The sequence below is a fragment of the Sphingobium salicis subsp. salicis genome, from assembly GCF_049472635.1.
In the GTDB taxonomy this organism is placed as follows: domain Bacteria; phylum Pseudomonadota; class Alphaproteobacteria; order Sphingomonadales; family Sphingomonadaceae; genus Sphingobium; species Sphingobium yanoikuyae_A.
This window is the reverse complement of sequence record NZ_JAYRCS010000001.1, coordinates 1,650,774-1,663,087: the sequence shown is the minus strand read 5'-3', so window position 1 is coordinate 1,663,087 and position 12,314 is coordinate 1,650,774. Positions and strand designations below refer to the sequence as shown.

At 63.8% G+C, this 12,314-nt stretch carries 12 protein-coding genes and 1 tRNA gene; 5 read left to right on the top strand and 8 right to left on the bottom strand.

Going from position 1 to position 12,314, the window contains the following annotated elements:
- Positions 1 to 18 precede the first annotated feature (18 nt).
- Positions 19 to 993 carry an alpha/beta fold hydrolase gene (locus VHN57_RS07840; RefSeq protein WP_278988093.1) on the bottom strand — a complete coding sequence of 325 codons (975 nt, stop codon included), beginning with the start codon at positions 991 to 993 and terminating at the stop codon, positions 19 to 21.
- A gap of 124 nt (positions 994 to 1,117) precedes the next feature.
- On the opposite strand from VHN57_RS07840, the gene phaR reads away from it, so the two are divergent.
- The 3 genes from phaR (at position 1,118) to proS (ending at position 3,663) form a co-directional block, all read left to right on the top strand.
- Positions 1,118 to 1,696, top strand: a complete 579-nt coding sequence (phaR, locus tag VHN57_RS07835) for a polyhydroxyalkanoate synthesis repressor PhaR (protein ID WP_017502180.1) — start codon at positions 1,118 to 1,120, stop codon at positions 1,694 to 1,696.
- Positions 1,697 to 1,702: 6 nt separating this feature from the next.
- Positions 1,703 to 2,047, top strand: a complete 345-nt coding sequence (locus tag VHN57_RS07830) for a hypothetical protein (RefSeq protein ID WP_278988094.1) — start codon at positions 1,703 to 1,705, stop codon at positions 2,045 to 2,047.
- An 89-nt stretch (positions 2,048 to 2,136) separates the two neighbouring features.
- The gene (proS, locus tag VHN57_RS07825) at positions 2,137 to 3,663 is read left to right on the top strand and encodes a proline--tRNA ligase (protein ID WP_423283399.1); all 1,527 of its coding nucleotides are present in this window, start codon (positions 2,137 to 2,139) and stop codon (positions 3,661 to 3,663) included.
- A gap of 127 nt (positions 3,664 to 3,790) precedes the next feature.
- Here proS and VHN57_RS07820 read toward each other — a convergent pair whose 3' ends face one another.
- The 3 genes from VHN57_RS07820 to hslV form a co-directional block, all read right to left on the bottom strand.
- Positions 3,791 to 5,914: a S9 family peptidase gene (locus VHN57_RS07820; RefSeq protein ID WP_278985235.1), complete on the bottom strand. Its 2,124-nt coding sequence runs from the start codon at positions 5,912 to 5,914 to the stop codon at positions 3,791 to 3,793.
- A gap of 112 nt (positions 5,915 to 6,026) precedes the next feature.
- Complete coding sequence (gene hslU, locus VHN57_RS07815) at positions 6,027 to 7,328, bottom strand: ATP-dependent protease ATPase subunit HslU (protein WP_037506705.1); 1,302 nt, start codon at positions 7,326 to 7,328, stop codon at positions 6,027 to 6,029.
- Positions 7,329 to 7,345: 17 nt separating this feature from the next.
- Positions 7,346 to 7,912: an ATP-dependent protease subunit HslV gene (gene hslV / locus VHN57_RS07810; protein ID WP_125985998.1), complete on the bottom strand. Its 567-nt coding sequence runs from the start codon at positions 7,910 to 7,912 to the stop codon at positions 7,346 to 7,348.
- Between the two features lie 183 nt (positions 7,913 to 8,095).
- Between hslV and VHN57_RS07805 the strand changes: the two genes are divergently transcribed.
- Positions 8,096 to 8,281, top strand: a complete 186-nt coding sequence (locus VHN57_RS07805) for a hypothetical protein (RefSeq protein WP_004207213.1) — start codon at positions 8,096 to 8,098, stop codon at positions 8,279 to 8,281.
- Positions 8,282 to 8,330: 49 nt separating this feature from the next.
- Here the strand turns inward: VHN57_RS07805 and VHN57_RS07800 are convergent, their stop codons facing one another.
- A complete protein-coding gene (locus VHN57_RS07800) occupies positions 8,331 to 8,459 on the bottom strand; it encodes an entericidin (RefSeq protein WP_278985234.1) in 129 nt (42 codons plus the stop codon).
- A 142-nt stretch (positions 8,460 to 8,601) separates the two neighbouring features.
- On the opposite strand from VHN57_RS07800, the gene VHN57_RS07795 reads away from it, so the two are divergent.
- Positions 8,602 to 8,676, top strand: a tRNA-Val gene (locus VHN57_RS07795).
- 173 nt (positions 8,677 to 8,849) lie between these two features.
- Here VHN57_RS07795 and VHN57_RS07790 read toward each other — a convergent pair.
- Genes VHN57_RS07790 through VHN57_RS07780 form a run of 3 tightly spaced genes read right to left on the bottom strand, consistent with a single transcriptional unit; the run spans position 8,850 to position 12,276 of the window.
- On the bottom strand, positions 8,850 to 10,103 hold the full coding sequence (locus VHN57_RS07790; protein ID WP_278985232.1) for a DUF3526 domain-containing protein: 1,254 nt from the start codon (positions 10,101 to 10,103) through the stop codon (positions 8,850 to 8,852).
- Positions 10,100 to 11,542, bottom strand: coding sequence for an ABC transporter permease (locus tag VHN57_RS07785; protein ID WP_278985231.1), 1,443 nt, complete (start codon positions 11,540 to 11,542; stop codon positions 10,100 to 10,102). The genes VHN57_RS07790 and VHN57_RS07785 overlap by 4 nt, the downstream gene beginning before the upstream one ends.
- Positions 11,539 to 12,276, bottom strand: a complete 738-nt coding sequence (locus VHN57_RS07780; protein WP_278985230.1) for an ABC transporter ATP-binding protein — start codon at positions 12,274 to 12,276, stop codon at positions 11,539 to 11,541. Before VHN57_RS07780 ends, VHN57_RS07785 begins: the two co-directional genes overlap by 4 nt.
- Between the last annotated feature and the right edge of the window lie 38 nt (positions 12,277 to 12,314).

Below are 12,314 nucleotides of genomic sequence, written 5' to 3'. Positions count from 1 at the left end.
TCGCAGGCGCACATAACATCATCCGCCATGGCGGGAAAGCCAAAGGGACAGCGGCTGCCACAGCATGTCGGGTGCCCGCTGGCTCAATATCATGCCGACATGGCCAAGGTTCAATATCCGGCTTTCCGTAAGGGACGGGGCGGCCGTGGCGGGCACGATTCGATCCGTTGCCGAAGCGATCGACAAACCGGGGCAGGGGAGCGAGGCCGGGTTTATGACGGTCCCGTCGATGTGCCATTCGTTTCGCCCGCTCGCATTTGCCGCATAGAGCATCTCGAACAATTGCTGCCCGGCGGCATAGGTGAGCGGTGCGCCCTCATTGGCCCAGTCCTCGACCGCGAGGAAGGCGCGTTCCTCGTCGGAGCCGGCTGCCATGCCGGCGAAGGCTGCATATTTCTGCACGGTCCGCTGCGGATCGAGCGCCCAGAAGCCCGATTGCAGCGCCTCCATCGGCACATAGCCGAGCCGGTCGCACACCGGCTTCGCACCGCGCCACAGGGCGGCGATCTCGGCAAGGTCGGCGGACGGGAAGCCGGCAAAGTCCCAGGGCGAAGCGATCGTCGCCAGGGCTGCGACCCGGTGCAATGCTGCGGCTGCAATGGCGATCGTGCCGCCCAGGCAATAGCCGACCAGGATCGGTGGGCGCCGCAATGCAGCGAGCATCGGTATGAGCCGGTCGGTGACATGCTTGTCCAAGCCGAGGCTGCGGTTGGCGGCCGTCGGCGCGCCCCAATCGACCAGATAGGCATCATGGCCCGCTGCGGCCATGTGGCGCAGCATGGAGCGGCTTTCCGACAGGTCCAGCACCTGCGGCGGGTTGATCAGGGAGGGGATGAAGACGACCGGCGCCCGATCGTTTTCCGGTGCCAAATCAGCTTGATACCGCAGCAGCCGGGCACTGCCCGCCGTTGCGGCGATGGGGCATGGTGGCGGTGGCGACGGACGCTGCGCCTCCTGATAGCGACGCAGGCCGATGAAGGCGCGGCGACGCAAATCAGGATCATGCTCCGTTTCGCGCCATAAAATGTTGAGAAAAAGGGGTAAAGGACGCGGGCCATGTTGCGGCGCGGCATCGCCCTGTGCTAATGCGGGATGAGCAGGTGAGGGAGAGACAGGCATGGCCAAATCGAAGGCTGCTAATGAATCCGAACCGGTGGTTATTAAGAAGTACGCTAACAGGCGGCTCTATAACACCGAAACTTCAAGTTATATCACGCTGGACCTTTTGTCGCAGATGACCCGCGAGGGGCGCGAGTTCGTCGTCGTCGACGCGAAGACCGGCGAGGACATCACCCATAATGTCCTGACCCAGATCATCATGGAAGAAGAACAGCGTGGCAAGAACATGCTGCCGGTCAACTTCCTGCGCCAGCTGATCGCCATGTATGGCGATTCCATGCAGTCGATGGTGCCGCAATATCTCGAAGCGTCGATGGACGCCTTCCGCAAGAACCAGCAGCAGTTCCAGGAAGCCATGAAGGGCGCCTTTGGTGGCGGCCCGCTGGCCGAGATCGCCAAGCGCAACATGCAGATGTTCGAGGCCGCGGCGAGCGCGTTCGGCAATGGCGTTCCGGGCATGCCGGGCGCCACGCCCAGCCCGACGCCGGCGGCGACCGAAGAAAGCAAGGATGACGAAATCGCCGTCCTCAAGGCGCAGCTGGCTGCGCTCAATGCGAAGATCGACAAGCTGAGCTGATCCACCATGGCCAAGGCGGATAGACTGGAGCGCCTGGATATCCGCCGGGCGGAGCTGGAAGAGGAATATCGCGCGGCGCTGATTGCGGCGCTGCGCGTGACCGCTGGCGGGCGCTGGGGCCTGTTTGGCCATAACAGTGACCGATGGACGCGTGAAAACGCCAAGCCCATGGTGGACCAACTGGAAGAGCTGGCAGCTGATATAGATCGGCTGCGAGAGCAGTTGGGTCTCGAAGGCTTTGACTTGCACCAAGAGTTTCTGGCGGCGCGGGGCAAGCCGGCGGCCGATGCGGTGGGCGAACCCAAGCAGGCCAAGGCCTGGCTGGAGCGACTGGGCGCCGACGCCAACTGAACGCCGCCCGGCGCGATGCTTGGGGGTCGACAGGGATGGCGGGTCTGGCCTATGGCGCCCCATCCACTTTTAGACAGGCGACAGACCCCGTGAAACACGCCCTTAACGTTACCCGCGAACAGGATTTCGCTGCCTGGTATCAGGCCGTCATCACCGAAGCCGACATGGCCGAGGAAAGCGGCGTGCGCGGCTGCATGGTGATCCGTCCCTGGGGCTATGGCATCTGGGAACGGATCCAGACCCTGCTCGATGCGCGCATCAAGCAGACCGGCCACGAAAATTGCTATTTCCCGCTGTTCATTCCGCTCTCCTATTTCGAGAAGGAAGCCGAGCATGTCGACGGCTTCGCCAAGGAAATGGCGGTCGTCACCCATCATCGCCTGATCCAGAAGGACGGCAAGATGGTGCCCGATCCCGAAGCGAAGCTGGAAGAGCCGCTGGTCGTGCGCCCCACGTCGGAAACCGTGATCGGGGCCGCCTTCAGCCGCTGGGTCCAGAGCTGGCGCGACCTGCCGGTGCTGATCAACCAGTGGGCGAATGTCGTCCGCTGGGAAATGCGCACCCGCATGTTCCTGCGCACCAGCGAATTCCTGTGGCAGGAAGGGCATACTGCGCACTCGACCGTCGATGAGGCGATGGAAGAGACGATGAAGATGCTCGAAGTCTATCGCAGCTTTGCCGAAGAATGTGTCGGCCTGCCGGTGGTGGCGGGTGAGAAGCCGGAGAATGAGCGTTTCCCCGGCGCCGTCGCGACCTATTCGATCGAGGCGATGATGCAGGACGGCAAGGCGCTGCAGGCCGGCACCTCGCACTTCCTGGGCACGACCTTCAGCCAGGCGCAGAATATCAAGTTCCAGAATGCCGAAGGTAGCCAAGAACTGGCCCAGACCACCAGCTGGGGCATGTCGACCCGGATGATCGGCGGCCTGATCATGGTACATGGCGACGATGACGGCCTGCGCGTGCCGCCGCGCGTCGCGCCCTATCAGGTCGTGGTCGTGCCGATGCTGCGCGACACCGAGGAAGATGCCGCGATCGTCGATTATTGCACCGATCTGGTGAACCAGCTGAACGGCCTGGACGTGTTCCGCGAGCCGGTCCGCGCGCTGCTCGACAAGCGCCCGTCCAAGGCAGCGACCAAGCGCTGGGGCTGGGTCAAGAAGGGCGCGCCGATCGTGATCGAGGTTGGCGGCCGCGATGTGGCCGGTGGCAATGTCTCCGTCATCCGCCGCGATCGTCTCTATCGCGAGGATGGCAAGCTCGACAGCCAGATCGTCGCCAAGGGCGATTTCGTTGCCGGTGCGACCGCGATGCTGGAGGATATCCAGACGTCGCTGTTCGCCGATGCCAAGGCGCGTCTGGACGGCAATATCGACAGGTCGATCACCGATCTCGACGCGCTCAAGGCCCATTTCAAAGCCAGCAAGAACCCCGGTTGGGCGCTGGTCCAGTGGGCCAAGCCAACCGGCGCGGAACTGGAGAAGGTGGTGCAGTGGCTGAAGGGCGAGAAGCTGACCCTGCGCAACGTGCCGACCGATGCCGAAGCGGCGGACGGCACCTGCATCTTCACCGGCGGCACGGCGGTTGAGCGCGTGCTGGTGGGCCGCAGCTACTAAACATCATCTCCCCTCCCTTCCAGGGAGGGGATTAAGGGGTGGGTAGCGAGCGAAGCGAGCCTTCTACTGCCGCTACGCGGCAGACCCACCCCCGGCCCCTCCCTTGAAAGGGAGGGGATATGAATGGTTACTCCACCCCCAATTGCTCCAGCGCGAAGGCGCTATATTCGGCCTGGTCGCGATAGCGGCGGAAGCGGCCCGACTTGCCGCCATGGCCGGCCTCCATGTTGATGCGGAAGACCAGCGGGTTGCTGTCGGTCTTGGTCGCGCGCAGCTTGGCCACCCATTTGGTCGGCTCATAATATTGGACCTGGCTGTCCCATAGGCCGGTGCCGACGAACAGGCTGGGATAGGCTTTCGCCTCAACATGGTCGTAGGGCGAATAGGCGAGCATCACATCATACCAGGACTGCTGCTCGGGATTGCCCCATTCGTCATATTCGCCGGTGGTGAGCGGGATGGTCGGGTCGAGCATGGTGGTCACGACATCCACGAACGGCACCTGCGCGATGATGACCTTGTAATCCTGCGGCGCCATGTTCGCGACCGCGCCCATCAGCAGACCGCCAGCGCTGCCGCCCATCGCGGCGACCCGGCCCTTCTTCGCAAAGCCCTGATCCACCAGCGCGCGGGTCACGTCGATGAAGTCGGTGAAGCTGTTCATCTTGTTCTTGAGATGGCCGTCATCATACCATTGGCGGCCCATTTCCTGGCCGCCGCGAATATGGGCGATGGCATAGACGACGCCGCGATCGAGCAGGCTGGGCAGCAGGGGCGAAAAGGCCGGATCGGTCGAATAGCCATAGCTGCCATAGGCATATTGGTAGAGCGGGGCTGAACCGTTTTTCTGGAAGCCCTTGGCGTAGATGAGCGACACCGGCACCTTCGTCCCGTCGCGCGCGGTCGCCCAGACCCGTTCGGTCACATATTTGGCAGGATCATAGCCCTTTACTTCCTGGACCTTCAGTATCTTGCGTTCGCCGGTATCGACATTCACCTCATAGGTGGTTTCGGGCGTACGCAGGCTGTCATAGGTGTAGCGGACCCAGGGCGTGCTGCTTTCGGCATTGACGTCGAGCGCCATGGCATAGGCTGGCTCGTCGGCATTGACGAAGCTGCTCTTGCCGCTCCTGGTCAGCAGGCGCAGGCGCTTATTGCCTTCGGAGCGTTCCTCGATCGCGAGGAAGCTGTCGAAGGGCTGAAAATTCTCGATGAAGACGCTGGTGCTGGTCGGCACGATATCCGTCCAGGCGGCGCGGCCCTTGGCAGCATCGGCGTCCGATACCGTCATGAGCCGATAATTGGGCGCCTGCCAGTTGGTGCGGATCGTCCACTGCCCACCGACATTGTCGCTGCTGTAGAGGAAATCGCGTTCGCGTGGGGCGAGCGGCGTGAATGTCGCCGGATTGGTGGACGGGGCGCAGCGCTCCTCATTGCTGACGGTCGATTGCAGGACGATGCAGATGAACTTGTCCGACGTCGTCGTCTTGAGGCCCATGTAGAAGCTATCGTCCTTCTCCTCATAGGCCAGCCGATCGGCGCTGAGGGGCGTGCCCAGAATATGCGCCTTCACCCGCTTGCCGAGCAGGGTTGTGGGATCCTTCTCGACATAGAAGATCGTTTTGCTGTCATCGGCCCAGGCGAAATCGGGTTCGGCATTGGGGATTTCGTCGCTCAGCAGCTTGCCGTCGGCGAGTCCCTTGACCCGGATCACATATTGGCGGCGGCCGACCAGATCCTCGGCATAGGCGAGCAATTTGTCGTCGGGGCTGACTTCCTTGCCACCGATCGCGAAATAGCCCTTGCCCGCGCCCATCCTGGGCTCGTCGAGCAATATCTGTTCGGGCGCGTCCATGTTGCCCTTGCGCCGGGCGACGATCGGATAGTCGCCGCCGGTCTCGAAGCGGCTGTAATACCAGTATCCCTTCTTGCGATAGGGGACGCTGCTGTCGTCCTGCTTTATGCGGCCGGTGATCTCGGCGTAGAGCTTGTCCTGCAACGGCTTGGTCGGCGCCAGCAGCGCGTCGGCATAGGCATTTTCGGCCGCCAGATAGGCGAGCATCTCGGGGTTCTTGCGGCTGTCGTCGCGCAGCCAATAATAGGGATCCTGCCGGGTCGCGCCGAAGGGCGCCTTCACCTCATGCGGCTTCCTGGCCGCGACGGGTGGTTTGGGAATTGTCTGCGCTTCGGCAGTGGTGGACAGTGCGGCTATGCTGAGGCTCGCCAAGAGCCAGGCCGAAGTGCGGATCATATTCCCTCCCTGCGAATCGCATGGCGGAGGCTGACATGATGGCGGGCAGGGGGGAAGATGATCCGGGCCTGCCATCAGAAACGGCAGGCCCGGACTTAAGCTAAGCGTTCAGTTACAGCACATATTTGCTGAGGTCGGTGTCATGGGCGACGGCCGACAATTGCTTGTCGACATAGGCCTGATCGATCACCAGCGTTTCGCCGCGGCGATCCTCGGCCTCGAAGCTCACATCCTCCAGCAGCTTTTCCATCACCGTCTGCAGGCGGCGGGCACCGATATTCTCGACCTCGCTGTTCACCTCGGCCGCGATCTTCGCGACCGCGCGGATGCCTTCGGGCGTCAGGTCGATCGTCACTTCCTCGGTTGCCAGCAGCGCGCGATATTGCGCAACAAGGCTGGCCTTGGTGTCGGAGAGGATCGCGACGAAATCCTCTTCCGTCAGCGCCTTCAGCTCCACGCGGATCGGCAGGCGGCCTTGAAGTTCCGGCAGCAGGTCGCTGGGCTTGGCCACATGGAAGGCGCCCGAGGCGATGAAGAGGATATGGTCGGTCTTGAGCGGTCCATATTTGGTCGAGACGGTCGTACCCTCGATCAGCGGCAGCAGGTCGCGCTGCACGCCTTCACGGCTGACCGAACCGCCACGCACATCGCTGACGGCGATCTTGTCGATCTCGTCGAGGAAGACGATGCCATTCTGCTCGGCGCTGGTGATGGCGACGCGGGCGACGTCATCCTGGTCGAGGCGCTTGTCCTGCTCCTCCTCGACCAGCTTGTCCCAGGCGTCGGCGACGCGCATCTTGCGGCGCTTCTTCTGCTGCTGACCAAAGGCCTTGGACATCATGTCACTGAGGTTGATCATGCCGACCTGGCCGCCCATGCCGGGGATTTCCATCGGCATCGACGGGGCGTCGGCGACTTCCACCTCGACCTCGACATCGTTCATCTGGTTGCCCTCGATCTTCTGCCGGAAGGAGAGGCGGGTGGCTTCGCTCGCATCCTTGCCGGTCAGAGCATCGAGCAGGCGGGCCATGGCGGCCTCCGATGCGGCTTCGCGTACGGCTTCGCGGCGACGGTCCTTTTCCAGGCGCACCGCTTCCTCGACCAGATCGCGAACGATCTGTTCGACGTCACGGCCGACATAGCCGACCTCGGTGAACTTGGTGGCCTCGACCTTGACGAAGGGCGCATCCGCCAGCTTCGCCAGGCGGCGGCTGATCTCGGTCTTGCCGCAGCCCGTTGGCCCGATCATCAGGATATTCTTGGGCGTCACCTCGTCGCGCAGGTCGGCGGGCAGGTGCTGGCGGCGCCAGCGGTTGCGCAGCGCGACGGCGACGGCGCGCTTGGCATCATGCTGGCCGATGATATGCGCGTCGAGCGCGGCGACGATGGCTTTGGGGGTCAGATTGTCGTTCATGATCTTTTCTTGAAGTCTCAGTTGGCGCTGTCGAGCGTTTCGATGGTGAGCTGGTCGTTGGTGTAGACGCAGATATCCGCCGCCACACCCATCGCCTTGCGGGCCAGGGTTTCGGCATCTTCCTCATATTCCACCAGCGCGCGGGCGGCCGCGAGGGCATAATTGCCGCCTGAACCGATCGCGGCCACGCCGCCCAACGGCTCCAGCACATCGCCATTGCCGGTCAGGATCAGGGTAACGTCCTTGTCAGCGACGATCATCATCGCTTCCAGGTTGCGCAGATATTTATCGGTGCGCCAGTCCTTGGCGAGTTCGACGGCGGCGCGCATCAACTGGCCATTATGGCGTTCCAGCTTGGCTTCGAGCCGCTCGAACAGGGTGAAGGCGTCGGCGGTGGCGCCGGCAAAGCCGCCGATGACGCTGCCGTCATGCAGGCGGCGTACCTTGCGCGCATTGGGCTTCATCACCGTCTGGCCCATGGACACCTGGCCGTCGCCGGCGACGACGACCTTTCCATTTTTGCGGACCGACATGATGGTGGTGCCATGCCAGACCGGCATGGACGAGCGGTTATGGTCATTCATGATCGCGCATATGGGAGCGGCAATCAAGCGCTGCAAGCGTCTATGTAGAAACACGAGGCCGCCGCCGAAACGTGCGATTTGCGGGACGATTTCTGACTGTCGGTTAAGGAACCAATGTCGATGAATTGACATTGTGCAACGCAGCAATCATTGTCGGTCGTCCCAAATGGAGGGAAGCTACTCATGACTCTCAAGGCCAGAGCACAAGAAAAGGTCGAGCGCGCGGGTATTGCCAACTATTCGTTCGACCAGGATGTTCTGGTAATGTGTGGCGTGCGCTATGCGATCGAGGCGTGCGAATGCGGCGAGCCGGATTGCGACGGTGTGCGTCTGCGCAAGAAGTCGGCCTTTCCGCGCATCCTGCAATGATGCAGGGCGGCAGGACGCCGCCCCGTCTCTGTTAACAGTGTCTCCGCTATCAGTGAATGACTTCCTTGCCGGCGGTGCCGACCGATTCGATGTCGCGGCCGACGCCTTGCACCGTGTTGCAGGCGGCGAGCGCGGACAGGAGCATGGAGGCGAGGACGAGAGCGACGGACTGACGCATGGGTGCTGCACTTTCTGATCTATGTTGGTCGGGCCTGTATAATGCGGCCAAACGCGCTGGACAGAGATAATTTCCAAAAAGCTGCAAGGCGGCGCTTGACAGGTCAGGCATCGGATGCGAAAGGCCGCCTCCTCCTTACAGGGGGCGCGTAGCTCAGCGGTAGAGCACACCCTTCACACGGGTGGGGTCACAGGTTCAATCCCTGTCGCGCCCACCATGATTTCAACGATTTGCGTTGAAACATGGCTGGAGATATCCAACATCGATAGATGACCGTTGCAGGCACAGACCAGCACCGGCGCTTCTATGTGCCCTCGGCAAGTCGATGGTTGCCGCCGAGGATGAAGCGAAGCGGGCAATTTCGCCCTCATCCCCGGCCATCAGAGTCTCTCACATATCGTCGAAGCGCGGAGCGCCTTCGAAATCGGCCTGCCCGAACGGCTTGTCGGTGAAGAGATAGCCATAATAATAATTGCGCAGCCGGGCGTGGAAGGCGCGGATGCGATCCTGATAGGCCAGTTGCGCCTGCATGTCGGTGTCGGCGAGGCGGGCGAGAAGCGCCTGCACACCGACCGAGGGCAGCAGCCAGCCGACCGAACGGGCGGCGGCATCGCGCGCCTCGATCCCGTGGCGGTAGGCGTTCGCCTTGGGCGCGACGCTTTCATCGCCGACCTGGTGGAAGGCGAAATACCATTTCCAGTGGAATGCGTGGCCTAGCGGCGGGCTGTCCTGCCATTCGGGATGGCCGGCATAGAAGGCCTGCATCGTCTGTTCGCGCGGAATGTCCCAGGCGCGGTTCACTGCCTCGCGCTGGGCCAGCGTCAATTCCACGCCCTGGCCGACCGGGATGGCACGGTTGATCGCGACATGGGCGATGGTCGGCAGCAGCAGGGTGAGCAGCAGCCACAGGCCGGCGAGCGTTGCGGCATTGGTGACCGAACTCCAGCGCAGCCGCCCTACCAGCAGCGTGACGCCGATCCAGAAGGCGAGATAGAGGGCGACGAGGCCCAGTACCGCCAGCAGCGGCAGCAGCGGCACATGCGACAGGGTTGCGCCGATCGCCAGCGGCACGGCGAGGGCGAGGAACAGAAGTCCGCCGCGCAGCAGCACGCGCCGCGCCCAGAGACGCCGTCCCGATCCTGCAAGCGCATCAAGCATCCGCAGTCGCCCGGCTTCCCGCTCGCCCGAGACCAGGTCATGGAACAGGGCAATCACGAACAAAGGCGTCAGATAGACGAGCACGAAGGCGAAATCGAAACGACCGGGGAGGGCGAGTTCGGGATTGAACGCCTCGCCATCGTAAAGCTGCGCCTCCAGCCCCAGCGCGCGGACACGCAGGATGTAAGGTGCGACGTCCCGCAGCCCGAGCGCCACGAAGGCGAGCGGCGCGGGCGCATCCCAGGTGGCATGGAAGCTGTAATAGGCCGCGTTGCCGGGATCCTGCGTCTTGCCGGCCCATTGCGCGACGGCCGCGATATCCTGTGCCTGTTTCGGCTGGATGCGGGCGATGACGGCGCGCTGCCGGGCGACTTCGGCCATGCCGGCAGCGACCGAGGCGATGGCGAGCAGGGCGACGAGCAGCAGCGCCAGCAGCGCCATGCGCGAGCGCAGCAGCAGGCGCAGTTCATGGGTGAGGAGGGTCATGGACGGGCTTTCTGAAGATGGCGGGCGACGGGCAGCAGCGCCAGCAGCGCAAGTGCCAGCCAGGCGAGCAGCAGGCCCAGGCCGGGCAGGCTAGCGGTAACCAGGTCGCCGGCGGTCGGCGCGATGAAGCGGAATTGCGGGATCGCCTGCCAATGGCCGGCGGAGATGCGCTTGCGCTGATCGGCGCCGGCATCCTTGGCCTTGTCGTCGGCATAGCTGACGGCATCGGCCTGCAACTGGTTGAGATGCTGGACCATGGCGTAGCGATAGGCTTCGGCCTGGGCGAGGAAGCGGCGATGGCCCGCAAGATCGGTGCCCGCGGCTGCCATCGACAATTGCCGCAGCGAGATAGCCGGGCTGATGATGCCGAAGCCGTCGGTCAGCCGGCTCTGCGCCTGCTGGGTCGCGAAGCTGCGATCGGCATAGGCGTCGAACAGACCCGACGTCAGCTTCTCGCCCTCGACCGCGAGCAGGCCGTTATAATTGACCGGCAGATCCTCCACCTTGTCGACGCCATAGCGGCGCAGCATCTTCTGCTTGAAGGCGTTGAAGAAGGGATCGTCAGGATTATGCGCGTCGCCAAGGCGATGCAGATCCTGCTGGATGGCGATGTCGGTTTCCAGGCGGGTGGGCAAGCCATGGGCCTGCGCCGCGATATCGGGTGCCACGCGCGGCAGCAGGATCACCAGCACCGCCCAAAGCGCGAGCAGCGCGAGCAGCGCGTCGCGGCCGCGCCTTACCAGCGCGGAGACAAGGATCACGATGATCGACCAGAGTGCCAGATAGGCGCCATAGCCAAGCGCGATCACCGCCATCGGCCCGGCCAGCGCGCCCGGCTGACCCGCGATCAGCAGGAAGGCGATGAGCGCGGGCAGGCCGACCAGCGCCGCGACCACGGCCAGCGCCAGCAGCTTGCCCATGACCAGTGCGCGGGCGGACACGCCCTGCACCAGCATCTGGCGCAGCGTGCCGCGTTCGCGTTCGCGCGCGACGGCGCCATAGCCGAGGAAGATCAGCAGCAGCGGCGCAATCACCTGCAGCACGAAGGCCGGGGTCAGCTGGCCGAAGCGGACCAGCAGCGAGGATTGGCGGACATCGCCGAAATTGGCGCTGTTCTGGCGATGGCCTTCCAGGAAGATGCTGTTGCCGGTGAAGGCATCGACGCCGGGATCGAAGGCGGCGAGCGGAGGCAGCGGGCGGAAGATGAAATTGCCGAAATGGACCATGCGATGAGGGTGGCGGTCGGGCTGCGCCTCGAACGCCTCGGCGGCCTGGGCCTGGAACCGGGCGCGGGTTTCGGCAATGCCGCTCTGGTGCGACCAACTGATGAGCGCGGCGGCGAGTGTCAGCAGGACGAGCAGCGCGAAGGCGATGACGGCGACGCGGTTGCGCCGCATCAGCCGCAATTCGTCACGCGCGATCAGGGTGATGGCGCTCATGCGGCAACGGCCTCCCGCGCGAACTTGCGATGCAGGTCGCGCACGTCGAAGCGGTCCGTGCCCTGCGCCATTGCCTCGTCGACGATCCGGCCGGATTCGAGGAATCCGATCCGGTCGGCAATGTCGGCGGCCGACAGCAGGTCGTGGGTGACCATCAGCACGGCCGCGCCCTTGCGCGCGACATCATGGACCAGCCGGTTGAAATCGGCGGTCGCGCGCGGATCAAGGCCGGACGAGGGTTCGTCGAGCAGCAATACCGGCACTTCGCGCAACAGGGCGATGGCGATCGCCACCTTCTGCCGCATCCCCTTGGAAAAGCCGCCTAGCCGCTTGTCCCAGGCCGATGCCTGCAGGCCGGTCGCCTCGAACGCACCGTCAATCTCCTGCAAGGCCGGGTGGCGGCCGGCTAGTGCCAGCAGATAGGCGGCATTTTCGCGCGCTGTCAGATGCTCGTAAAGGGCGACATTCTCGGGGACATAGGCAATCTGCTCGCGCGCCTTGTCGGGCTGCGCCGCCGGGTCATGGCCGGCCACCAGCACCGTGCCGCTGTCGGGCCGGGCAAAGCCCAGCAGGGTCGACATGGTGGTCGACTTGCCGGCGCCATTGCCGCCGAGCAGTGCATAGATTTCGCCGGCATCGACATGCAGGGTCAGGCCGCGCAGCACATGATGGCTGCCATAGGACAGGTTGACGTCGGACAATATTATGGGCTGGCCGGTGGCGGTCAGGGACATGGGGGCAAGGCTCCTTGGCTGTTGCGCCGGACCATTTC

Excerpts from the sequence above, each read along its gene's own strand:
- phaR (WP_017502180.1), top strand. The coding sequence starts at position 1,118 with ATGGCCAAATCGAAGGCTGCTAATGAATCCGAACCGGTGGTTATTAAG.
- VHN57_RS07830 (WP_278988094.1), top strand. The coding sequence starts at position 1,703 with ATGGCCAAGGCGGATAGACTGGAGCGCCTGGATATCCGCCGGGCGGAG.
- VHN57_RS07820 (WP_278985235.1), bottom strand. The coding sequence starts at position 5,914 with ATGATCCGCACTTCGGCCTGGCTCTTGGCGAGCCTCAGCATAGCCGCA.
- hslU (WP_037506705.1), bottom strand. The coding sequence starts at position 7,328 with ATGAACGACAATCTGACCCCCAAAGCCATCGTCGCCGCGCTCGACGCG.
- hslV (WP_125985998.1), bottom strand. The coding sequence starts at position 7,912 with ATGAATGACCATAACCGCTCGTCCATGCCGGTCTGGCATGGCACCACC.
- VHN57_RS07805 (WP_004207213.1), top strand. The coding sequence starts at position 8,096 with ATGACTCTCAAGGCCAGAGCACAAGAAAAGGTCGAGCGCGCGGGTATT.
- VHN57_RS07800 (WP_278985234.1), bottom strand. The coding sequence starts at position 8,459 with ATGCGTCAGTCCGTCGCTCTCGTCCTCGCCTCCATGCTCCTGTCCGCG.
- VHN57_RS07790 (WP_278985232.1), bottom strand. The coding sequence starts at position 10,103 with ATGACCCTCCTCACCCATGAACTGCGCCTGCTGCTGCGCTCGCGCATG.
- VHN57_RS07785 (WP_278985231.1), bottom strand. The coding sequence starts at position 11,542 with ATGAGCGCCATCACCCTGATCGCGCGTGACGAATTGCGGCTGATGCGG.
- VHN57_RS07780 (WP_278985230.1), bottom strand. The coding sequence starts at position 12,276 with ATGTCCCTGACCGCCACCGGCCAGCCCATAATATTGTCCGACGTCAAC.